The sequence below is a fragment of the Acidovorax sp. AC410 genome, assembly GCF_979253235.1.
In genome coordinates this window covers 5,532,840-5,555,767 of the sequence record NZ_CEEDCG010000001.1, presented here as the reverse complement: position 1 = coordinate 5,555,767, position 22,928 = coordinate 5,532,840, and the positions used below count along the sequence as shown (strand labels likewise).

The 22,928-nt window shown below is 67.5% G+C and carries 17 protein-coding genes; 6 read left to right on the top strand and 11 right to left on the bottom strand.

Annotated elements, in window-relative coordinates; all coding sequences use genetic code 11:
- Positions 1–92 precede the first annotated feature (92 nt).
- The 8 genes from AC0IZS_RS25780 to scpA all read right to left on the bottom strand — a co-directional run bounded on the left by AC0IZS_RS25780 (position 93) and on the right by scpA (position 9,308).
- Positions 93–449, bottom strand: coding sequence for a hypothetical protein (locus tag AC0IZS_RS25780; RefSeq protein ID WP_471638278.1), 357 nt, complete (start codon positions 447–449; stop codon positions 93–95).
- Between the two features lie 14 nt (positions 450–463).
- Positions 464–937, bottom strand: a complete 474-nt coding sequence (locus AC0IZS_RS25775; RefSeq protein ID WP_471638277.1) for a VOC family protein — start codon at positions 935–937, stop codon at positions 464–466.
- A 39-nt stretch (positions 938–976) separates the two neighbouring features.
- Entirely contained in the window at positions 977–1,798 is an 822-nt protein-coding gene (locus tag AC0IZS_RS25770; protein ID WP_471638276.1) for a YdcF family protein, read from the bottom strand.
- A 25-nt stretch (positions 1,799–1,823) separates the two neighbouring features.
- Positions 1,824–3,872 carry an acetyl-CoA carboxylase biotin carboxylase subunit gene (locus tag AC0IZS_RS25765; RefSeq protein WP_471638275.1) on the bottom strand — a complete coding sequence of 683 codons (2,049 nt, stop codon included), beginning with the start codon at positions 3,870–3,872 and terminating at the stop codon, positions 1,824–1,826.
- A gap of 155 nt (positions 3,873–4,027) precedes the next feature.
- Positions 4,028–5,560 carry an acyl-CoA carboxylase subunit beta gene (locus AC0IZS_RS25760; protein ID WP_471638274.1) on the bottom strand — a complete coding sequence of 511 codons (1,533 nt, stop codon included), beginning with the start codon at positions 5,558–5,560 and terminating at the stop codon, positions 4,028–4,030.
- 31 nt (positions 5,561–5,591) lie between these two features.
- Positions 5,592–6,638 carry a methylmalonyl Co-A mutase-associated GTPase MeaB gene (gene meaB, locus AC0IZS_RS25755; protein ID WP_471638273.1) on the bottom strand — a complete coding sequence of 349 codons (1,047 nt, stop codon included), beginning with the start codon at positions 6,636–6,638 and terminating at the stop codon, positions 5,592–5,594.
- Positions 6,635–7,099 (bottom strand): GNAT family N-acetyltransferase, encoded by a 465-nt coding sequence (locus AC0IZS_RS25750; RefSeq protein WP_471638272.1) that lies wholly within the window; start codon positions 7,097–7,099, stop codon positions 6,635–6,637. Before AC0IZS_RS25750 ends, meaB begins: the two co-directional genes overlap by 4 nt.
- Before the next feature lie 37 nt (positions 7,100–7,136).
- Positions 7,137–9,308: a methylmalonyl-CoA mutase gene (gene scpA, locus AC0IZS_RS25745; RefSeq protein ID WP_471638271.1), complete on the bottom strand. Its 2,172-nt coding sequence runs from the start codon at positions 9,306–9,308 to the stop codon at positions 7,137–7,139.
- A gap of 118 nt (positions 9,309–9,426) precedes the next feature.
- On the opposite strand from scpA, the gene AC0IZS_RS25740 reads away from it, so the two are divergent.
- A complete protein-coding gene (locus AC0IZS_RS25740; RefSeq protein WP_471638270.1) occupies positions 9,427–10,062 on the top strand; it encodes a GntR family transcriptional regulator in 636 nt (211 codons plus the stop codon).
- A gap of 24 nt (positions 10,063–10,086) precedes the next feature.
- On the opposite strand, the gene AC0IZS_RS25735 is transcribed toward AC0IZS_RS25740, so the two are convergent.
- A complete protein-coding gene (locus tag AC0IZS_RS25735; protein ID WP_471638269.1) occupies positions 10,087–11,250 on the bottom strand; it encodes a GGDEF domain-containing protein in 1,164 nt (387 codons plus the stop codon).
- A 213-nt stretch (positions 11,251–11,463) separates the two neighbouring features.
- Here AC0IZS_RS25735 and AC0IZS_RS25730 point away from each other — a divergent pair, with 213 nt between their 5' ends.
- Positions 11,464–13,317, top strand: coding sequence for an AMP-dependent synthetase/ligase (locus AC0IZS_RS25730; protein WP_471638268.1), 1,854 nt, complete (start codon positions 11,464–11,466; stop codon positions 13,315–13,317).
- Between the two features lie 320 nt (positions 13,318–13,637).
- Positions 13,638–14,669: a tRNA dihydrouridine(20/20a) synthase DusA gene (gene dusA, locus AC0IZS_RS25725; protein ID WP_471638267.1), complete on the top strand. Its 1,032-nt coding sequence runs from the start codon at positions 13,638–13,640 to the stop codon at positions 14,667–14,669.
- Here the strand turns inward: dusA and AC0IZS_RS25720 are convergent.
- Positions 14,644–17,457 (bottom strand): bifunctional diguanylate cyclase/phosphodiesterase, encoded by a 2,814-nt coding sequence (locus tag AC0IZS_RS25720; protein ID WP_471638266.1) that lies wholly within the window; start codon positions 17,455–17,457, stop codon positions 14,644–14,646. The two genes, dusA and AC0IZS_RS25720, sit on opposite strands and share 26 nt — an antisense overlap.
- Positions 17,458–17,698: 241 nt before the next feature.
- On the opposite strand from AC0IZS_RS25720, the gene AC0IZS_RS25715 reads away from it, so the two are divergent.
- From AC0IZS_RS25715 to AC0IZS_RS25705, 3 genes are all read left to right on the top strand, one after another.
- The gene (locus tag AC0IZS_RS25715) at positions 17,699–18,763 is read left to right on the top strand and encodes a GTP pyrophosphokinase (RefSeq protein WP_471638265.1); all 1,065 of its coding nucleotides are present in this window, start codon (positions 17,699–17,701) and stop codon (positions 18,761–18,763) included.
- A 218-nt stretch (positions 18,764–18,981) separates the two neighbouring features.
- The gene (locus AC0IZS_RS25710; RefSeq protein ID WP_471638264.1) at positions 18,982–20,571 is read left to right on the top strand and encodes a polyhydroxyalkanoate depolymerase; all 1,590 of its coding nucleotides are present in this window, start codon (positions 18,982–18,984) and stop codon (positions 20,569–20,571) included.
- Complete coding sequence (locus AC0IZS_RS25705; RefSeq protein WP_471638263.1) at positions 20,568–21,275, top strand: RnfABCDGE type electron transport complex subunit B; 708 nt, start codon at positions 20,568–20,570, stop codon at positions 21,273–21,275. The genes AC0IZS_RS25710 and AC0IZS_RS25705 overlap by 4 nt, the downstream gene beginning before the upstream one ends.
- A gap of 23 nt (positions 21,276–21,298) precedes the next feature.
- On the opposite strand, the gene AC0IZS_RS25700 is transcribed toward AC0IZS_RS25705, so the two are convergent.
- Positions 21,299–22,786 carry a methyl-accepting chemotaxis protein gene (locus AC0IZS_RS25700; RefSeq protein WP_471638262.1) on the bottom strand — a complete coding sequence of 496 codons (1,488 nt, stop codon included), beginning with the start codon at positions 22,784–22,786 and terminating at the stop codon, positions 21,299–21,301.
- Between the last annotated feature and the right edge of the window lie 142 nt (positions 22,787–22,928).

The window sequence follows — 22,928 nt, the reverse complement described above, 5'->3', positions numbered from 1 at the left end:
GCACAACTCCAGGAAGGGACGGAATGTCCCCGTTGTATCGCCCATCGGCTTACGGATCCATGACCCGCCAGGTCATGGGCGCGCCTGCTGGATCAGCGCTTGAGCAGTTTCTCCAGCGCTTCGCGGATGGCGCCCGGCTTGTCCGCCGTGACCTCGAAGGCCGCGCAACTCGGGGCGCGCTCCACCTCGGGGCCGCGTGCGCCCGTCTGCGAGAACAGGCGTTCGCAGTCGCAACGCAGCCGGGCCAGGGTCTGCCGGGTGCGGCGGTTTTTCACCTCGGCCACCCAGCAGCTGTCGGCGCAGCCGCAGGAGCGGTATTCCAGGGTTTCGCCAGGGTGCCGCCAGTCGAGTGGGTAGGTGCCTGTGCCACCTGAGGCCAAGAGGGCAGGACTGGCCAGCGCGAGCAGCAGCGCTGCTGCACCCCGCGTTCGCACCGTGAAAAAAGCCATCGGCTACGGCAGGATCAGCCCAGTGCGGCGATCACGTCCGCCGGCGCCTGCACCAGCTCGATCAGCACGCCCTCACCCGCAATCGGGAATTCGTCGTTGCTCTTGGGGTGCAGAAAGGTGATGTCATAGCCGGCAGCCCCCTTGCGGATGCCGCCCGGCGCAAAGCGCACGCCTTTGGCGGTGAGCCATTCGACGGCTTTTGGCAGGTCATCGATCCACAGACCGATGTGGTTGAGCGGCGTGGTGTGCACTGCGGGCTTCTTGTCGATGTCGAGCGGCTGCATGATGTCCACCTCGACCTTCCAGGCGCCCTGCCCCATGGCCAGGATGTCCTCGTCCACGTTCTCGCGCTCGCTCTGGAAGGTGCCCGTTTGCGTGAGGCCCAGCATGTCCACCCACAGGGTCTTCATGCGCGCCTTGTCGGTGCCGCCGATGGCGACCTGCTGGATGCCCAGGACTTTGAAGGGGCGGGTAGTGGGTGTATTCATGGGTGACGTCTCAAAGAGAATGAATGGCAGGCGAAGGCATCACACCTCGCCCAGGATCCAGCTGCTGGCGGTGGCGAAGTACTCGCGCAGCCAGGCGTTGTAGCGCAGGTAGAGCGGCGTGGGGGCCGCTGCCACCACGGATTGCGTGTAGCCGATCCTGCGGGCGATGCGCTGGGCGCGCACGGTGTGGAAGTCGCTGGTGACCACGGCCACGGGGCTTGCAAGGTCCAGGCCCTTGGCCTGCAGCAGCGGCAGGCTGTAGCGCAGGTTCAGCTCGGTGCTGGTGCTGCGCTCTTCCTGCAGGATGCGCTCGGGGGCCATGCCCCGGGCGCGCAGGTAGTCGCCCATGACCCGCCCCTCGCTCGCGGTCTCGCCAAAATCCACCCCGCCCGAAACCACGACCCAGGCCTCTGGATGGGCGGCGGCCAGCTCGCGCGCCTTGTCCAGCCGCGCCCGCAAGGCCGGCGAGGGCTGGCCGTTGGGCGTGCCGCTGCCCAGCACGATGATGGCCTTCAGGGGCACATCGCCCGCCGCAGCGTTGAAAGCCTGCACCTGCCCGGCCAGGGCATTCCAGAACAGGCCGACGCTGGCCACCCAGACCAGGAACAGCAGCCAGCCTGCACGCCAGACGCGCCGCGTCCACCCTGCTCGACCCAATCGGGCCTGCAGCGGGTGCCAGCCCCAGGCGAGCAGGCACAGGGCCAGCCCCAATGCACCGGGCACGGTGACGCCCATCGAGAACAAGCCCATGGACATCAGTACCAGGCCATCGGCCAGCAGCACGGCGCCCGCCAGCAGGCAGGCCAGGCGCAGCAGCGGCCAGCGCTTGCGTGGCCTGCTCGACCACTCATCCACCGTCACGAACACGGCTGCGTACGCCCCGCGATCATTGGAATTCCAGGATGACCTGGTCCACGGCCAGCGATTCGCCCTTGCCGGCGACGATCTTGCCCACCACGCCATCCTGCGCGGCAAAGAGGATGTTCTCCATCTTCATGGCCTCGATCACGGCCAGCTTCTCGCCGGCCTGCACCTTCTGGCCGGGCTGCACGGCCACGTCCACCAGCAGGCCGGGCATGGGCGAGAGCAAAAAGCGGCTCAGGTCCGGCGGCGCCTTGAACGGCATGAGCTGGTGCAGGCGCGCGCCCAGCGGCGAGAGCACCAGGGCATCGATCTGCGTGCCATTGTGCGCAATGCGCAACGCCAGCGGGTTCTTGCCCGGCCCGCGCTCCACCTGGGCGGTGAACCCGAGGCCATTGCACTGGCCCTGCACGCGCACCTGGCCCAGCGTGGCCGAGCTGCTGATCTTGTAGCTCTTGTCTTCCACCATCACCGCGCTGGAGCCGGACTTGTCCTCGAAGTCCGTGACGGACACGGCGTGGTGGATGTTCTTGCCTTCGGCGCCCAGCGTGACCACCACGAACTGTTCGCCCACCTTGACCTCGTGGCCCGCCAGTTGGCCGCTGATGCCCGAGGCGCGCGCGCGGTAGCGGCGGTTCATGTAGGCGGCCAGCGCCACCAGGAACAGCGGGTCTTCGTGCGGCACGTCCTCGGCGGCAAAACCCTGGCTGTAGTTCTCGGCAATGAAACCGGTGTTGAAGTCGCCCGAGACGAACTTTGGGTGCGCCAGCAGCGCCGCCTGGAAGGGGATATTGCTGCTGATGCCGCGGATCACGAAGCCGTTGAGCGCGGCGCGCATCTTGTGGATGGCGTCGTCGCGGTCGGTGCCGTGTACGATGAGCTTGGCGATCATCGAGTCGTAGAACATGGGGATCTCGCCGCCCTCGTACACCCCGGTGTCCACACGCACGCCGAGCTTTTTGGCCGTGTCGGACTGGAACATGCTCTCCTCCGGCGGCTGGAAGCGCACCAGTCGCCCCGTGCTGGGCAGGAAGTTGCGGAACGGGTCTTCGGCGTTGATGCGGCACTCGATGGCCCAGCCGTCGCGCTTCACGTCGGCCTGGGTCAGCGGCAGCGGCTCGCCGGCGGCCACGCGGATCATCAGCTCCACCAGGTCCAGGCCGGTGATGCACTCGGTCACCGGGTGCTCCACCTGCAGGCGGGTGTTCATCTCCAAAAAGTAGAAGTCCTGGTCCTTGCCGACCACGAACTCCACCGTGCCGGCGCTCTGGTACTTGACGGCCTTGGCCAGTTGCACCGCCTGCTCGCCCATGGCCTTGCGCGTGGCATCGGTGATGAAGGGCGACGGCGCCTCTTCGATCACCTTCTGGTGGCGGCGCTGGATGGAGCATTCGCGCTCGTTCAGGTAGATCACGTTGCCCTGGCTGTCGCCCAGCACCTGGATCTCGATGTGGCGCGGCTGCTGCACGAACTTCTCGATGAAAATGCGGTCGTCGCCAAAGCTGTTGCGCGCCTCGTTCTGGCAACTCGTGAAGCCCTCGAAGGCCTCCTTGTCGTTGAAGGCCACGCGCAAGCCCTTGCCGCCGCCGCCGGCCGAGGCCTTGATCATGACGGGGTAGCCGATGCCCTTGGCGATCTCCACCGCCTGCTCGGGGCCGCTGATGGCGTCGTTGTAGCCGGGGATGGTGTTGACCTTGGCCTCGTTGGCCAGCTTCTTGGAGGCGATCTTGTCGCCCATGGCCGCAATCGAATGCGCCTTGGGGCCGATGAAGGCGATGCCCTCGTCCTCGCAGCGCTTGGCAAAGGCCTCGTTCTCCGACAAAAAGCCGTAGCCCGGGTGAATGGCCTGGGCGCCGGTTTGTTTGGCCGCCTCAATGATCTTGTCGGCCAGCAGATAGCTCTCTCGGCTCGGCGCCGCGCCAATGCGCACGGCCTCGTCGGCCAGCTTCACATGGCGGGCCTCCTTGTCGGCATCGGAATACACGGCCACGGTGGCGATGCCCATCTTCTTCGCGGTGGCAATGACCCGGCACGCGATTTCGCCCCGGTTGGCGATCAATATTTTGGTAAACATAGCGATCTTCTTTTCTAAAAGTACGACCCGGAACTGGTTGGGTTAGGTGCTGGCACAGCCCAGCGAAGCGGTTGAGGCTAGGCGCCGTGCCGCAGGCAGTAGCAGCGCTACGACCAGGCTCGGCAACGACGCCTCAAGGGCTGTGGCAGTGCCGCTCAGAGAGGAATGTTGCCGTGCTTGCGCCATGGGTTCTCGAGCTTCTTGTCGCGCAGCATGACCAGCGAGCGGCAGATGCGCTTGCGCGTCTCGTGCGGCAGGATCACGTCGTCGATGAAGCCGCGGGCGCTGGCCACGAAGGGGTTGGCAAAGCGCTCCTTGTACTCGGCCTCGCGCGCGGCCAGCTTCACCGGGTCGTTCTTGTCCTCGCGGAAGATGATCTCCACCGCGCCTTTGGCGCCCATCACGGCGATCTCGGCGTTGGGCCAGGCCAGGTTCACGTCGCCGCGCAGGTGCTTGGAGCTCATCACGTCGTAGGCGCCGCCATAGGCCTTGCGCGTGATGACGGTGATCTTGGGCACGGTGCACTCGGCATACGCATAGAGCAGCTTGGCGCCGTGCTTGATGATGCCGCCGTACTCCTGGCTGGTGCCGGGCATGAAGCCGGGTACGTCCACGAAGGTGACCACGGGGATGTTGAAGGCATCGCAAAAGCGCACGAAGCGCGCGGCCTTGATGGAGCTCTTGATATCCAGGCAGCCCGCCAGCACCAGCGGCTGGTTGGCGACGATGCCCACGGTCTGGCCTTCCATGCGCGCCAGGCCGATCACGATGTTCTTGGCGTAGTCGGGCTGCAGCTCGAAGAAGTCGCCGTCATCCACCACCTTGGCGATCAACTCCTTCATGTCGTAGGGCTTGTTGGGGTTCTCGGGCACCAGGGTGTCGAGGCTCCGGTCCATGCGGTCGGCCGGGTCGTTGCTCGGGCGCACAGGCGCCTTTTCGCGGTTGTTCAGCGGCAGGTAGTTGTACAGGCGGCGCAGCATCATCAGCGCCTCCACGTCGTTCTCGAAGGCCATGTCGGCCACGCCGCTGCGCGTGGTGTGGGTGCCGGCACCGCCCAGCTCCTCGGCGGTGACTTCCTCGTGCGTCACGGTCTTGACCACCTCGGGGCCGGTCACGAACATGTAGCTCGAGTCCTTGACCATGAAGATGAAGTCGGTCATGGCCGGCGAGTACACGGCGCCGCCGGCGCAGGGGCCCATGATCATGCTGATCTGCGGGATCACGCCGCTGGCCAGCACGTTCTTCTGGAACACGTCGGCATAGCCGCCCAGCGAGGCCACGCCCTCCTGGATGCGCGCGCCGCCCGAGTCGTTGATACCGATCACGGGTGCACCGACCTTCATGGCCTGGTCCATCACCTTGCAGATCTTCTCGGCATGCGTCTCGCTCAGGGCCCCGCCGAAGACGGTGAAGTCCTGGCTGAAGACGAACACCAGGCGACCATTGATCATGCCGTAGCCGGTGACCACGCCGTCGCCGGGGATCTTGTTGTCCTCCATGCCGAAGTCGGTGCAGCGGTGCTCGACGAACATGTCCCACTCTTCGAAGGTGTTGTCGTCCAGCAGCAGCTCGATGCGCTCGCGCGCCGTGAGCTTGCCCTTGGCGTGCTGCGCATCGATGCGCTTTTGCCCGCCGCCCAGGCGCGCCAGGGCGCGCTTCTTCTCCAGTTGCTCCAGGATGTCTTGCATGGTCGCTCTTTCGGTGAAATGGCTGTGGTGATTACGGTATATGGGTACGGGATGCGGCCAGCAGGGTGCGCGCAGCAGTGGATGCTGCGATGCGCCCCGCGGCCACGTCGGCCTGCAGCGCGGGCAGCAGGCCGCGCACCTGCAGATGTTGGCGAAACGCCTGCTTGAGCCCGGCGTCGATGCGCTCCCACATCCAGGCCAGCGACTGCTTTTCGCGGCGCAGGGCCAGGCGGCCGTTGTCGGTCTGCTGGGTGCGGAACTGGGTGACGGCATCCCAGAAGCCGTCCACGCCCTGCCCCAGCAAGGCGCTGATCTGCACCACGCGCGGTTGCCACAGGGCGCCGTGCGTGGCGTGGTCGGGATTGCCGTGCATGCCCAGCAAGCGCAGGCTCGACGTGATCTGCGCCTGGGCCCGCGTGGCGGCATTCTTGTCGATGTCGGCCTTGTTGATGGCCACCAGGTCGGCGATTTCCATCACGCCCTTCTTGATGGCCTGCAGGTCATCGCCCGCATTGGGCAGCTGCAGCAGCACGAACATGTCGGTCATGCCGGCCACGGCGATCTCGCTCTGGCCCACGCCCACGGTCTCGACCATCACCACGTCGTAGCCTGCGGCCTCGCAGACCAGCATGGCCTCGCGCGTCTTCTCGGCCACGCCGCCCAGCGTGCCGCTCGACGGGCTGGGGCGGATGTAGGCCTCCTCGCGCATGGACAGCTGCTCCATGCGCGTCTTGTCGCCCAGGATGGAGCCGCCCGACACCGTGCTCGACGGGTCGATGGTGAGCACCGCCACGCGGTGCCCGCGGTTGATGAGGAACAGGCCCAGCGCCTCGATGAAGGTGGACTTGCCCACGCCCGGCACGCCGCTGATGCCCAGGCGGAAGGCCCGGCCGGTGTGCGGCAGCAGGGCCGTGAGCAGGGCATCGCCCTCGGCACGGTGGTCGGCCCGCGTGGATTCGAGCAGGGTGATGGCCTTGGCCATGGCGCGGCGTTGCACGGGCTGGGTGCCATGCAGGATGCCGTCGAACCACTGGTTGGCCAGAGGCTGCAGTTCGGGCAACGGCAGGGGCGCGTTCATGCCACGCCCTCCCCGGCCCGCCATTCGTAATGCACATCCACCCCTTCTTCGCCGGTCTGCACGAAGCCGTGGCGCAGGTAGAAGCGGTTGGCATCGCTGTGCTGCAATGCGGTCACGCGCAGCACCGCGCCTTCGCTGCGGGCGCGCGCCTGCACCAGGGCCAGCACAGCGGCGCCGATGCCCACCCCTTGCCAGTCGGGGTGCAGGTACAGGTGCTGCAGCCGCAGGGCCTGGCCCGCTTCGGGCAGCACGGTGACAAAGCCCATGCGCTGGCCACCGGGCGAGGCCAGGTGCTGCATGTGCTCTGGCGTGAAGGCAGCGCGCAGGCGCTCACGCGAGCGCTCGGGCGTGTAGCGGCCCACGCGCTCCAGGCTTTCACGCATGGCGGCGGTGCGCAGCGCCAGCATGGGCTCGAAGTCGTCTTCGGCCACCGGGTGCAGCACGAACACGGGTGCAGTCATCGGGCGGCTCCCGTACGGCTCCTGGTCGGGCGCACTGTCATGCGGCAATGGCCTTGCGGATCTGTTCGAGCACGTCCTTGGCGCTGGCCGGGATGGGCGTGCCCGGGCCGTAGACGCCCTTGACGCCGGCCTCGTACAGAAAATCGTAGTCCTGCGCCGGGATCACGCCGCCGACGAAGACGATGATGTCGTCCGCCCCCTGGTCCTTGAGCGACTGGATGATGGCCGGCACCAGGGTCTTGTGGCCGGCGGCCAGCGTGCTCACGCCCACGGCGTGCACGTCGTTCTCGATGGCCTGGCGGGCGCACTCCTCGGGGGTCTGGAACAGCGGGCCCATGTCCACGTCGAAGCCCAGGTCGGCAAAGGCCGTGGCCACCACCTTGGCGCCGCGGTCGTGGCCGTCCTGGCCGAGCTTGGCAATCATCACGCGCGGGCGGCGGCCTTCGGCCTCGGCAAAATCGCTGATCTCGCTCTTGAGCTTGTCCCAGCCCTCGGCCGAGTCATAGGCAGCAGCGTACACACCGGTCACCTTTTGCGTATCGGCGCGGTGGCGCCCGTAAATCTTTTCGAGCGCGTCCGACACCTCGCCCACCGTGGCACGCAGGCGCACGGCCTTGATGGCCAGATCCAGCAGGTTGCCCTCGCCGGTTTCGGCGGCCGAGGTCAGGATGTCCAATGCTTCCTGCACCTTGGCAGAGTCGCGCTTGGCGCGGATGTCCTTGAGGCGCGCGATCTGGCCGTCGCGCACCATCACATTGTCGATCTGCAGGATGTCGACCGGGTCTTCCTTCTTGAGCTTGTACTTGTTGACGCCCACGATCACGTCCTTGCCGCTGTCGATGCGCGCCTGCTTCTCTGCGGCGGCGGCCTCGATCTTGAGCTTGGCCCAGCCGCTGTCCACGGCCTGCGTCATGCCGCCCATGGCCTCGACCTCTTCGATGATCTTCCAGGCCGCATCCATCATGTCCTGGGTGAGCTTTTCCATCATGTAGCTGCCGGCCCAGGGGTCGACCACGTTGGTGATGTGCGTCTCTTCCTGGATGATGAGCTGCGTGTTGCGCGCGATGCGCGAGGAGAACTCGGTGGGCAGGGCAATGGCTTCGTCGAGCGCGTTGGTGTGCAGGCTCTGCGTGCCGCCGAACACCGCCGCCATGGCCTCGATGGTGGTGCGCACGATGTTGTTGTAGGGGTCCTGCTCGGTCAGGCTCCAGCCGCTGGTCTGGCAGTGGGTGCGCAGCATCAGGCTCTTGGGGTTCTTGGCGCCGGTCTCCTTCATGATGCGGCACCAGAGCAGGCGCGCGGCGCGCATCTTGGCCACTTCGAGGTAGAAGTTCATGCCGATGGCCCAGAAGAAGGACAGCCGGCCGGCGAATTCGTCTACGTCCAGGCCCGAGGCGATGGCCGTCTTCACGTACTCCTTGCCGTCGGCCAGGGTGAAGGCCAACTCCAGCGCCTGGTTGGCGCCAGCCTCCTGCATGTGGTAGCCGGAGATCGAGATGGAGTTGAACTTCGGCATGTTGCGTGCCGTGTAGCCGATGATGTCGCCGATGATGCGCATGCTCGGCTTGGGCGGGTAGATGTAGGTGTTGCGCACCATGAACTCTTTCAGAATGTCGTTCTGAATGGTTCCGCTCAACTGGTCCTGGCTCACGCCCTGCTCTTCGGCCGCCACCACATAGCCGGCCAGCACCGGCAGTACGGCGCCGTTCATGGTCATCGACACGGACACCTTGTCCAGCGGGATCTGGTCGAACAGGATCTTCATGTCCTCCACCGAATCGATGGCCACGCCGGCCTTGCCCACGTCGCCGGTCACGCGCGGGTGATCGCTGTCGTAGCCGCGGTGGGTGGCCAGGTCGAACGCCACGCTCACGCCCTGCCCGCCGGCGGCCAGCGCCTTGCGGTAGAAGGCGTTGGATTCCTCTGCGGTAGAAAAGCCCGCGTACTGGCGGATGGTCCAGGGGCGCACGGCGTACATGGTGGCCTGGGGACCGCGCAGGTAGGGCTCGAAGCCCGGCAAGGTGTTGGCGTATGGCAGGTCGGCCGTGTCCGCCGCCGTGTACAGCGGTTTGACGGTGATGCCGTCGGGGGTAACCCAGTTCAGCGCATTGACATCGCCACCCGGTGCCGACTTGGCGGCGGCTTTCGCCCAGGCCTCGAGCGAGGCGGCAGCGAATTCAGGGGGGCTGTTGGGGGGCGTGGCACTCATGGCGAAGCGGTCTCCGAGGAAGCGTTGGACGTTGTCAGGGCTGTTCCCGATGTGGCGGCAAGTTTACATCATTCATAATTATTGATTCAAAATATTCTTCGCGGCTTACAATCCACCCATGTCTGCACTGACCCTCACGCCCCGCGCCCTGTACGAAGAAGTGGCTGAGCAACTGCGCCAGCGCATCTTCCGCCGCGAGCTGGAGCCCGGCAGCTGGATCGACGAGCTCAAGATCGCCGAGGAATTCGGCATCAGCCGCACGCCCCTGCGCGAGGCGCTCAAGGTGCTGGCCGCCGAAGGCCTGGTCACGATGAAGGTGCGCCGTGGCGCCTATGTGACGGAGATGTCGGACAAGGACCTGCGCGACGTCTACCACCTGCTCAGCCTGCTGGAGAGCGACGCCGCCGCCGTGGTGGCCACCAGCGCCACCCCGGCCCAGTTGCACGAACTGCAGGCCCTGCACGCCGAGTTGGAGGCCGCCGCCGGCGAGCGCGAGCGCTTTTTTGCCGTGAACGAGCGCTTTCACATGCGGGTGCTGGAGCTGGCCGACAACCGCTGGCGCAGCCAGATGGTGGCCGACCTGCGCAAGGTGATGAAGCTCAATCGCCACAACTCGCTGCTCAAGCAGGGCCGCATCGAGGATTCGCTGAACGAACACCGCGCCGTGATGGCCGCCCTGGCCCGGCGCGATGGGGCTGGCACCGCCCAGGCCATGCAGGCCCACTTCGCCCAGGGGCTGGAAGCCGCGGCCTGACGCCCTCCCCCAGCAGCAGCTCGCTCAGCCTTCCGCCATTTCCACCCGGTTGCGCCCCCGCCGCTTGGCGGCGTACAGCGCGTCGTCGGCGCGGCGCAGCATCTGGTCCAGACTGGCATCGCCATCGGCCTGTGCCGCGATACCTGCAGAAATGGTGATCGGCAACGAGGTCCCGCCCGTGGTGAATGGCGTCGCCGCCACGGCCAGGCGCAGCCGTTCTCCGGCTGCATGGGCATCGCCATGCTGGGCCAGGTCCAGCAGCACCACGAACTCCTCTCCCCCGTGGCGGGCCACGAAGTCCAGCCCGCGTGCCGTGGCCTGCAGTTGGCCGGCCACATGCTGCAGCGCCCTGTCGCCCACCTCGTGCCCGTGGCCATCGTTGATGGCCTTGAAATGGTCCACGTCGATCAATGCCAGCGCCAGGCGGGCGCCGCCCTGGCGCGCCGTGGCGAAGCGCTTTGCGCCTTCGACGAGCAGGGTGCGGCGGTTGGCCAGGCCGGTCAGGTAGTCGGTGGCGGCGGCCAGCTCCCACTGGCGGCCAATGCGCTGCGAGCACATGAACAAGAAGGCCGTGGTGCCCACCACGGGCAACAGGGCGGTGATGAGCGGGCTGGCCGCGTTGATCCACGCGCCCTCGCCGGTGATGTCGAACGATGGCCCCACACGCCGCACGATGAAGTACGCGGCGCGAAAGGCCACGAACAGGCCGACCAGGAAGAACAGGCCCGCCAGGGCCCTGCGGCTGCGCGCCCGCTCCCCCGTGCCGCCCCGCACCAACTGCAGGGTGCCAGCCATCAGCACGAAGGCCACCACGCCCGACAGCAGCAGGATGCGGCTGGGCGTATCGGGCCGCACGCCCGCGAACCACACCACACCGCCAATGCCCGCCAGGGCCGGCAGCAGCATCCACCAGCGGTCCGGCACGCCATCGAACTGGCGCAGCGCGCGCCAGTAGCCTGTGCAGCCGAGCATCACCATGCCGTTGGCCATGGGCGAGACCAGGCCCAGGGGCAGTTCGTACTGCACGGCATAGAGCACGGCGCTGCCCGCCAGCAGCAAGGTGGCGATGCGCCAGGTTTCGGCGCAGGGCTGCAGGGAGACCGGCAAGTCCTTGTGCATCAGTCCCAGCACCCCGCCATTGGCCAGCATCATCAGCGTCGCGACGATAAAGATGGTGATGGGATCCATGGGCCGGAAGAGCGCAGGCAGGCGGGAGGCAGTGGGAATGGCACGATTGTGGCCGACCCGCGTGCCACCCAAGAACACTCTTTGGCCGCGCGCGAAACAAAGAAGCACAGCTTGTGCCTCCCGGATGGGTATGATTCCGCGGGTTTTCCCCAGGGTGGTGCAACATGGCACCGCCTTGGCACGGCGCACGCCGCCCCGGCACCCAACGACCCGATGACCTCCTCCCTTCCCGACATCGGCAGCGTCCAGACGCTGCCCCAGCTTCTATCCTGGCGCGCCAGCCTGACGCCTGACGCCCCCGCCTTCCGCGCCTTCGATGCCCCCCGCCAGGCATGGACCACCTGGACCTGGGCCGAGACCGCCACCCATGTGGCCCGCTGGTCGCGGGCCCTGGTGGCCCTGCAATTGCCGGCAGGCGCCCGCGTGGCCATCCTGCTGCCCAATGGCCTGGACGCCATGTGCGCCGACCAGTCCACCCTGGCCAGCAGTTGCGTACCCGTGCCGCTGCATGCCATCGACAACCCCGGCAGCATCGCCTACATCCTGGCCGACTGCGAGGCTTCGATGCTCATCGTGGGCAGCGCCCAGCAGTGGGAGAAGATCCGCGCCGCGGACACCGACTTCCCGGCGCTGCGCGCGGTGATCGTGACCCAAGTGGACGCCTCGTTCACCGCTACCCCGCCTTCGGCACATGGCCCCGCCGTGGGTTCGCTTGCGCAATGGCTCGAAGGCGCCGCCCAGGCGGTGGAACAGGCCCCGCCGCAGGCACCCGGCCCCGAAGACCTGGCCGCCATCGTCTATACCTCGGGCACCACCGGCAAGCCCAAGGGCGTGATGCTCACGCACCGCAACGTGGTGAGCGACGTGAAGGCCGTGCTCGAACGCATCGCGCCCACGGTGGACGACGTGTTCCTGTCCTTTTTGCCGCTCTCGCACACCTTCGAGCGCACGGGCGGCTACTACCTGCCGATTGCGGCCGGCAGTTGCGTGGCCTATGCCCGATCGGTGCAGCAACTGGCCGAGGACCTGCAGACCATCCGCCCCACGGTGCTGGTTTCGGTGCCGCGCATCTACGAGCGCATCCACGCCAAGCTGCTCGAAAAGCTCTCGCCCTCGCCCTGGAAGATGCAGCTCTACGAGGCTGCCCAGGCCCGCGGCTGGCAGCAGTTCTGTGCAGCGCAGGGCCTGGCCCGGCCCGAGGACGACCAGGCCGGCGGCTGGATGGCCGCCCTGCCCTGGGCACTGCTCCAGGCCCTGGTGGCCAAGCCCTTGCTGGCGCAGTTCGGCGGCCGCGTCCGCGTGGCCGTGAGCGGCGGTGCGCCGCTGTCGCCGACCATTGCCAAATGCTTTCTGGGCCTGGGCCTGCCGCTGGTGCAGGGCTACGGCATGACTGAGACGGCGCCCGTGGTCTCGGTCAACTCGCTCAACGACAACGACCCGGCCTGCGTGGGCCGGGCGCTGCCGGGCGTGGAGGTGCGCATCGGCGAGAACCGCGAGCTGCAGGTGCGCGGCCCCATCGTGATGCAGGGCTACTGGAAGCGCCCCGAGGACACGGCCCGCATTCTGTCGGCCGATGGCTGGCTGGGCACGGGCGACCAGGCCGACATCGTGGACGGGCGCATCTACATCCGCGGCCGCATCAAGGAGATCATCGTCACCTCCACCGGCGAGAAGGTGCCCCCGGGCGACCTGGAGCTGGCCCTGCTGGCCGACCCGCTGCTGGAGCAGGCCTTCGTGGTGGGTGAGAACCGCCCGTTCATCGCCTGTGTGGCCGTGCTGCGCAGCGACGAGTGGCAGCGCCTGGCCGGCGACCTGGGCCTGTCCGCGCAGGACCCCGACAGCCTGAACCACCCCGCCGTACACCGCGCCGTGCTGGCGCGCATCGAAAAGAGCACCGCCAGCTTTGCGCGCTACGCCGTGCCGCGCGCCGTGCACCTGACGCTGGCGCCCTGGAGCATCGAGAACGGCTTCATGACGCCCACCCTCAAGCTCAAGCGCGCGCCGCTCATGGCGCATTTCGGGCAGGCCATCGAGGGCATGTACCAGCAAAAACCAGGGGCGCGCTGAGAGCGCGCATGCACGGCGCGGCACGGCGCACTCGCCCCGGTGAAGCCCCTGCCCCGCCCAAGCCAGGCAAGAACTGAGAAAATACCCGGCTTGCGCGGGCCTCGCGCCCACCGCCCGGTCTGCGTGCCTGGCTTGATAGGAGCCTTTCGGACTTGGAAATCGTCGGCTGCAAATCGGCCGCAGCGGTCCATTTTTCACCACCTTTTTGCCCCATGGCCTGGCTATGGGGCTGCAAATCCGGCAAAAACTGTCCTCGCTGAGGCCGATTTTCGCTTTCGACGCTCCAAGTCCGACAGACTCCTAGAACACCGGTTTCAGTTTTGGAAAACAACCCCGAATCCCTCCCAGCGCCCGCAGCACCGCGCGCCGAACTCAGCCCCTGGCGCATGTCCGTCGCCCCCATGATGGACTGGACGGACCGCCATTGCCGCTACTTCCACCGCCTGCTGACCCGCCAGACCCTGCTGTACACCGAGATGGTGAACGCGGGCGCCATCATCCATGGCGGCACGGAGCGGCACCTGCGCTTCAACGCCGAGGAGCACCCCGTGGCGCTGCAGCTGGGCGGCAACGAACCCGAACTGCTGGCGCAGGCCGCCCGGCTGGGTGCGCAATGGGGCTATGGCGAGATCAACCTCAACTGCGGCTGTCCGAGCGACCGGGTGCAGCGCGGTGCCTTTGGCGCCAGCCTGATGAAGGCGCCCCAGCTGGTGGCCGATGGCGTGAAGGCCATGAAGGACGTGGTGGACGTGCCCGTGACGGTCAAGCACCGCATCGGCATCGACAAGGGCGAAGACTACGGCTTCGTGCGCGATTTCGTGGGCACCGTGGCCGATGCGGGCTGCTCGGTGTTCATCGTGCATGCGCGCAATGCCTGGCTGCAGGGCCTGTCGCCCAAGGAAAACCGCGACATCCCGCCGCTGCGTTACGAGGTGGTGCACCAGCTCAAGGCCGATTTCCCGCAGCTGACGATTGCCATCAACGGCGGCATCCAGGCCGACGAAGTGGTGCTGGAGCAACTGGACCACCTGGACGGCGTGATGATCGGCCGCGAGGCCTACCACAATCCCTGGTGGCTGGCGCGCTGGGACCCGATCTACTACGGCGGCGAACCCTGCGCGCTGACGCGCGAGGAAGTCGAGCTGGCCATGGTGGACTACATGGAGCGCGAGGCCGCGCTGCATGGCACGCCCTGGCCCCACATCGCGCGCCACATGCTGGGCCTGCGCCACGGCCTGCGCGGCGCGCGCCTGTGGCGCCAGGTGTGGAGCAACCACCTGCTCAAGGACCGGCCGGCGCGCGAGGTACACGCCTTGGCGCTGGCAACTACCCTGGTGCCTGAACCCCTTTGACGCGGTCCAGCCAGCCGGCCAGCGGCTCGGGCCGCCCGAACAGGTAGCCCTGCAGGCAGTCGCATTGGCTGGTCGCCAGGAAGTCGGCCTGGGCGCGCGTTTCCACGCCTTCGGCCACCACGCGCAGGCCCAGGTGGCGCGCCACCGAGATGATGGACTGCACGATGGCGGTGTCGCTCGGGTCGCCGGGCGTGTCCTGCACGAAGCTCTTGTCGATCTTGAGCTCGTACAGCGGCAGCCGCTTGAGGTAGGCCAGGCTCGAATAGCCCGTGCCGAAGTCGTCGATGGAAAAGCGCACGCCGAGCTGCACCAGCTCCGTCATGCGGGCGATGGTGTCGTCCAGGTTCTCGATGAGCAGGCTTTCGGTGACCTCCAGGATCAGGCAGGCCGGCGTGGCCCCGGTCTGGGCCAGCACGTTGCGCACCCGCTCGACAAAGTCGTCCTGCCGGAACTGGCGCTGGCTGACGTTGACCGAGATCGACAGCGGCTCCTGCGTGCCGCCCCGGGCCAACTGGGCGGCCTGCAGCTGCGCAATCGCATCGCAGGCTTTCTCGATCATCCAGGCGCCCATGGGCAGTATCAGCGCCGAGGACTCGGCGATCGGGATGAAGCGCGCCGGCGGCACGCTGCCGCGCACCGGGTGGCTCCAGCGCATGAGCAGCTCGCCGCCCACCACCACGCCTTGCGCATCCACCTGCGGCTGTACGAAGGCGGCCAACTGCCCCTCGGCCATGGCCTTCTTGAGGTCTTGCTCCAGTGCCAGGCGCTCCTGCACGTCGGCCTGCATGGCCGCCTCGTAGAAGCGGATACGGTTGCGGCCCAGGTCCTTGGCGCGGTACATGGCGGTGTCGGCTTCGCGCAGCAGGTCCTCCACCGCCTCGGCGCGCTTGGGGAACAGGGTGATCCCCAGGCTGCCGGTGCTGCTGTAGAGGTGGGTGTCGATGGCATAGGGCTGCTCCAGCGCCTCGCGCACGCGCTCGGCCACGGCCAGGGCCTGGCGCCCTGCGGTGGCCATGTCGGCGGCAATGCCCTGCAGCAGCAGCACGAATTCGTCGCCGCCCAGGCGGGCCACGGTATCGCCCGGGCGCAGCAGATGCGTCAGGCGCCGGGCGACCTCCACCAGCAACTGGTCCCCCAGGGTATGGCCGCGTGCATCGTTGATCTGCTTGAAGTTGTCCAGGTCCACGAACAGCACCGCCCCGACCTGGCCGCTGCGGCGGGCGGCGGCCAGCGCCAGCCCCAGGCGGTCCAGCAGCATGCGGCGGTTGGGCAGGCCCGTGAGGGCATCGAAGTAGGCCAACTGGTGGGTGCGCTCCTGGGCCTGCTGGCGCTCGGTGATGTCGCGGGCCAGGGCCACGAAGCGCGGCCCCTCACCAGGGTGGGTGCTTTCCTTGCGCGCGATGGACAGCTCGTACCAATGCGTCTGGCCGTCGATCTCCAGGTGGTACTGGTGGCCTGCGGAGTGTCCGCCCGCGAGTGCGGCCTGCAAGGCCTGCGTACACCCGGCGGCCTCTTCGGGGGGCACGATGTCCTGCAACCGGTGCCCCACGAACTGCGCGGGCGCCAGGCCGGACTGCGGCATGCGCGCAGAGCGGCAGTGGTGGATGCGGCCCTCGGCATCGAGCTCGAACAACAGGTCCGGGATGGCGCTGAGCGTGCTCTCCAGGTCATCGCGCGCACCCCGCAGCTCGGCCGTCATGCGGCGGGCCAGCGCCACGGCACGCTCACGCCCGGTGGCCAGCACCCAGGCGAACCAGCCCAGCAGCAGACCCAGGAACAACCCCATCACCCCCACTATGTGGTGGCCCTCGTCTTCGTGGCGCAGGTCGAACGCCGGCAATGGCGCCATCAGCAGCGTCCACGACCGCCCGCCCATCTCCAGCCGGCGGCTGACCTGCAAGGCGCCCCGCGCAAGGGCCTGCGTCTGGAGTGCCGGATCGCCATACAGCAGGGCAGCGGGCAGCGGTTCCTCGCCATCGTAGATGGCCAGGGCGATGTCCGGATCGAACTCCCGGGACAGCCCTCGGACCACGTCGCCCACACGGAAAGGGGCAGCCACCCATCCCCGGATGGCGCGACGGCGGCCCGACAGGGACTCGGCCTCCAGCAGCGTGGAATACACGGGCAGGAACAGCCCTACCTCGCCCTGGGCCGGCGTGCCCGGGGGCAAGGGGCCCAGCAGGCCGGACAGCGCCAGCCGGCCGGAATCGCGGGCCCGCTCCAGGGCCTCGCGCGCCAGCGGCAGCGTGAGCGCGTCCAGGCCCAATGCCTGCAGGTTGCGGCCCTCCAGGGGTTCGATGTGGGTGATGGGGGCGTACTGCGCGCGCTCGCCAGGTGGATGCACGGTATAGCCGGAAAAGCCGCGGCCCCGCATGTCGGCCAGATGGGCTGCCAGGCCGCCGCCCTGCACGAACATGACGAGCGAGATACCTTGCAGGCCAGGGCGCGTCTGCTGCATCTGCAGTGCATCGACATAGGACTGGAACTCTCCCCTCTCGATGCGCTCGGAGCCGTCCACATAGCCCTGCACGCCCCGCAGCATCACCTCGTAAGTGGACATGCGGTCGCGCAGGTTGTAGGCAATCTGCTCGGCCGCCGCATGGAGGTTGCGCCGCCGCTTGTCGAGCGACTCGCTTTGGGCCTGGTACCAGTACAGGCCGGTCACCCCGAGCATCATCAGGGCCATCAGCGGCGGCAACACCAGCACCAGCCAGCGCTGGCTGGCGGGTGTGTCCTGGAGTGTCCCGGACTCCGTGGATGCGGGGACCTGGTGTTGTTCTTGTGTCATCGCATGGGGCAGGCTGCAAGGGCTGCGCCCCAGCGGGGCGCAGGTAACGTGCGGCCCCATTATCAGGTTTCACGCGGGCCTGCCAAGGGAGATCACCCGATGCATCGCACAGGCGCCATGCGCGTGAACTGGTGCCGGGAGTGCGGCATCCGCTGACATCCCGACCGGCAGAATGGAGGTATCGTTCGCGTGGCACTTATTTCGCATTCCCGGCACCACCCGCCCCTTTGCAGACCCAACCATGGCATCGCTTGATTTTGAACGGGAAGAGTCCCGCTTCCGTGCGTTCTACGCAGCCCAGAAACCCGTGCTGGAGGAGGCCTGCGCGGCCTTCACCGCCGCCATCGCCGGGGTGGTGGGCGATGCCCGCAGCGTGGACGTCTCCAAGGTGGAGGGGCGCGTGAAGGACGTGGACGAATGCATCCGCAAATTTGCGCGCAAGTACCGGCCCGGCCTGGAAGAGAGCAACACCCCCTACGAGATCCAGCACTGGATCACCGACCTGGTCGGCGTGCGCGTGGTCTGCCTGTACGAGGACGAGCTTGAAAAGGTGGCGCAGATCGTGCGCAGCCATTTTGCGGTGATCGACGTGACCGACAAGGCTTCGGCCGTGGAAAGCACCGAGGCCTCCTTTGGTTACAAGGGCCTGCACCTGGACCTGCGCCCCGGCCAGCGTGACCTGCCGGCGCTCGCTGCGCATGCCGACCAGCCATTCGAGTTGCAGGTGCGCACCATCATCCAGGACTCCTGGAGCGTGCTGGACCACAAGATCAAGTACAAGAAGTCCATCCCCGGCCAGCTCAAGCGGCGCATCAACGTGCTCTCGGCCCTGTTCGAGCTGGCCGACCGCGAGTTTCGCCAGATCCGCGACGAGACGGCCGCCGAATTGCTGCAGGCCCCCGACGAGACGGTGGAGACCGGCGCGGAGCCGGACGACGGCGCCGCCATGGCACCCAAATACTCCTCCCTGGGCAGCGAACTCAACGCCTTCACCTTCCTCAAGATCGCCACGCATTTCTTCAAGGACTTCGAGTTCGACCCCTCCAAGGTGGACAGCTTCGTGGACGATATCCAGGCCTGGTCGCCCGGCATCACGCGCGCACGCTTCAACACCTTGATGCGGGAGACCGTCGGCACGGTCAAGCGCTACAAGCAGCACTTCGAGGAGCAGAACCCCCAGGGCAGCTTCAACCCTTACACGGTGATACGGCACTGCCTGTACCTGGCCAACCGCACGCAGTTCCGCCCCGCACTGCGCAATGTGGCGCGCGAAGCCTTCGAGTCCTGGCTGGTGGACAACGGCTGAGCGTTGCCACCCGCGGCGCGGACAGGGGCCCGGTTGCGGGCAGGGTTTTTCTGAACAAAAGCATAGCAGCGACGCTTTTCGCTGCAATGCCGCCACGGCCCTTGTCCAGTGGTTGGACAGCGCTGTCACCAAAGCGACTGGGCCTAGGTGGTTTTCCCGCATGCAGAGGTAACCAAGTGCTGCTATATTGCACTGCAACATAACGGAGTTTCGCCCCCATGCTCTACCAGATCTACGAAACCCAGCGCTCCCTGATGGAGCCGGTCACCGACTTTGCGCAAGCTGCGGCCAAGCTCTTCAGCAACCCCATGTCCCCGCTGAGCCAGACGGCGTTCGCGCAGCGCATGTCCGCTGGCTACGATCTGCTGTACCGCCTGGGCAAGGACTATGAAAAGCCGACTTTCGACATCCACACGGTGGACGTGGATGGCGTGGGCGTGGCGGTGCATGAAAACATCGAACTGGACAAGCCCTTTTGCGAACTGCGCCGTTTCAAGCGCTTTTCGGACGACACCGATACCCTGGTCAAGATCAAGGCCCAGCCCGTGGTGCTGATCGTGGCACCGCTGTCGGGCCACTACGCCACGCTGCTGCGCGATACCGTGCGCACCATGCTCAAGGACCACAAGGTCTACATCACCGACTGGAAGAATGCCCGTCTGGTGCCGCTGTCCGAAGGCGAATTCCACCTCGACGACTACGTGAACTACGTGCAGGAGTTCATCCGCCACCTGCAGGCCACCTATGGCAACTGCCACGTGATCAGCGTGTGCCAGCCCACGGTGCCGGTGCTGGCCGCCGTGTCGCTGATGGCCAGCCGTGGCGAGAAGACCCCGCTGACCATGACCATGATGGGCGGCCCCATCGATGCGCGCAAGTCGCCCACGGCGGTGAACAACCTGGCCATGAACCGCAGCTACGAGTGGTTTGAGAACAACGTGATCTACCGCGTGCCCGACAACTTCCCAGGCGCAGGCCGCCGCGTGTACCCGGGCTTTCTGCAGTACACCGGCTTCGTGGCCATGAACCCGGACCGCCACGCCACGAGCCACTACGACTACTTCAAGGACCTCATCAAGGGCGACGACGCCAGCGCCGAGGCCCACCGCAAGTTCTACGACGAGTACAACGCCGTGCTGGACATGGATGCGGACTACTACCTGGAAACCATCAAGACCGTGTTCCAGGACTACAACCTGGTGCATGGCACCTGGGACGTGCGTTCGCCCGAGGGCAAGGTCGAGCGCGTGCGCCCGCAGGACATCACCACCACCGCCCTGTTCACGGTGGAAGGCGAGCTGGACGACATCTCCGGCTCGGGCCAGACCGAGGCCGCGCACGACCTGTGCACCGGCATAGTGCGCAAGGAGCAGCGCCACCTGGAAGCCAAGGGCGCCGGGCACTATGGCATCTTCAGCGGCCGGCGCTGGCGCGACATCGTGTACCCCGAGGTGCGCAAGTTCATCCTCTCGCACGAGGTTCCCCAGAAAAAGGCACCCCGCCCCGTCGCCGTGACTGAAATGCCGGACGACAACCCGCCCGCGCCACCGAGCAAGTCAGCAAGCGCTACAGCCAGGGCCAGCAAGGCGGCGGTGAAGCCGGCAGCCAAGAAGGCAACAGCGGCCAAGCCGGCACCGGCGGCCAAGGCTGCCACCAAGGTGGCGCCTGCCAAGGCCGTGCTGCAGGCCGTTCCCGCCACGGGGGCGGCTGCTGCACCCGAGCCGGAAGCCGCGCCAGCGGCCAAGGCCGCCGTCACGGCAGCCCCGGCATCGCGCACCCGCCGCACCACGGCGGCACGCAAGGCTTGAATCCGCAGGACGCCCGCACGACCACCCCTTCATCGACTGCAGGGCCGGCCGCGCATGCGCTGGCGGCCCGCATCGACGCCGCGCTGCCGCAGACGCAGTGCACCCGCTGCGGCTACCCGGACTGCGTGGCCTACGCGCAGGCCATCGCTTTCGAGGCGGCGCCCATCAACCAGTGCCCGCCCGGCGGTGCCGAAGGGGTTGCCCGGCTGGCGGCCATCACCGGCCAGCCGGTGCTGCCACTGAGTGCCGACCATGGCCTGGAGGCGCAGCGCACCCTGGCCGTGATCGACGAGAACTGGTGCATTGGCTGCACGCTGTGCATCAAGGCCTGCCCCACGGATGCCATCCTGGGTGCCAACAAGCGCATGCATACCGTGATCGAGCCGCATTGCACCGGGTGCGAGCTGTGCATTCCCGTGTGCCCGGTGGACTGCATCAGCCTCGAAACCGTGAGCGGCCAGGCCACTGGGTGGGCCGCCTGGAGCCCGGTACTGGCCGACCATGCGCGCGGGCGTTATGCGCTGCACAAGGCCCGGGTGGCTGCCGGCGCGCCCGAGGAGCCGGACGACGAAGACAGCGCCGCACCCGCCGATGCCTCTGCGCCTCCCGACGGTGGTGCCGAAGCGGCCGCCCAGACCCGCAAGGCAGCCATTGCCGCGGCCATGGCCCGCGCACGGGAACAACGCGCCGGAACGCAGCGCTGAGCCAGGCGCGGCAAGGCGCCGCGTCAGCGCGCGGCCAGTGCCTTGTACACGCCGCAGCCCAGGTACAGGTCTCCCACACGTTCCACGAACGACATCTTGGTCTGCACCGCACCGCTGGCCGGGTTGGTGATGTCGTACTCCACCCAGCCCGGACCGATGTCTGCCTGGGCCGCGATTTCCGCCATCAACCGATCACCGTCAATGCCGGGAATGTCCTGCACCCGGGTGCCCACCTTGGCCGGGTTGCCACCGAAGGCGCGGTAGGTGCCGCCGGCATCGAGCACGAAGACATACATGTCCCGGTCGTTGAAGGGCTGGCTCTTGTCGGTGATGCGCGCCAGGAACTGGTCGCGCGAGCTGCCCTTGTGCAGGGCCGCGGCGCGCTTGACCAGGGCCACCGCCTCCTCGGCCGTGCCCTGCTGCAGGCGAAACGCCGACACCGCGCGCGACAGGGTGGAGGCGCGGCTCTCCAGCGCCTCGGCCTGCCCCACCGCCTGGCCCACCATCTGCGCGTTGCGCTGGGTGATCTGGTCAAGCTGCTGCACGGCACTGCTGATCTCGCGCAGGCCCGTGCTCTGCTCGGCGCTGGAGCTGGATATCTCGGACATGCTGGCCGCCACGCTGCGCATGCCGCCGGCCATCTCGGTGATGCCTTCGCCGGCGGTGCGGATCAGGCCGGCACTGGCCTCCACCTGCGTGACCGAGGCATTGATCAGCTCGCGGATCTCGTGCGCCGCGTCGGCCGAGCGCTTGGCCAGCATGCGCACCTCGGATGCCACCACGGCAAAACCGCGGCCCTGCTCGCCGGCGCGCGCCGCCTCCACCGCCGCGTTGAGCGCCAGGATGTTGGTCTGGAAGGCGATCGAGTCGATGGTGCCGATGATCTCCGTCATGCGGCGCGCCCCCTGCTGGATGGCCTGCACCGACTGCACGGCGCGGCCCATGGCCTCGGCCCCGGTGTCGGCAGCCCGGCGCATCTGGCCGGCGCGCTGGTCCGCGCCTTGCGCCGTCTGGGCATTGTTCTGCACCGTGGACGACAGCTGCTCTACGCTGGCGGCGGTTTGCTCGAGATTGGCGGCCTGCTGCTCGGTGCGGTCGGCCAGTTCGCGGTTGCCGTGGGCCAGGCTCTGGCCGGCATGGGCCACCAGCGCGGCGTTGCTGCGGATGTCGGCCACCATGGACGAGAGCCGCAGCACCATGGCGTCGAGCGCCCGGGCCATCTGCGCCATCTCGTCGCTGCCGCCCGTGGCGGCATGCACGCACAGGTCGCCATCGGTGATGCGCGCCATGGCCCCGGACAGGGCCGCCATGTCGTCCACCAGGCTCAGGTACAGCGCCAGCAGCGCATACAGCACCACCACACTGCCCGCCAGAGCTACCCACCAGGGCGCTCCCAGCAATGCGGCGGCCAGCGTGCAGGCGATGGGCATGGCCAGCGTGGCCAGCTTGCCTGCAAGGTGCAGCCGGCGCATCCACCACAGGCCAGGCCGCAATGGAAGGAATCCTGCCATGTTGTCTCCGATATCGTTGTGGTCCCGGGCCATGATCGCGCTCCGGGGCTTTGCAACCATACTAGGCATGGGCCTTACGCCGGATTGACAAGCGGTGCCACCCAAGGGTTTGCGATAGGGGATGTGCCCGGGGGCACATCAG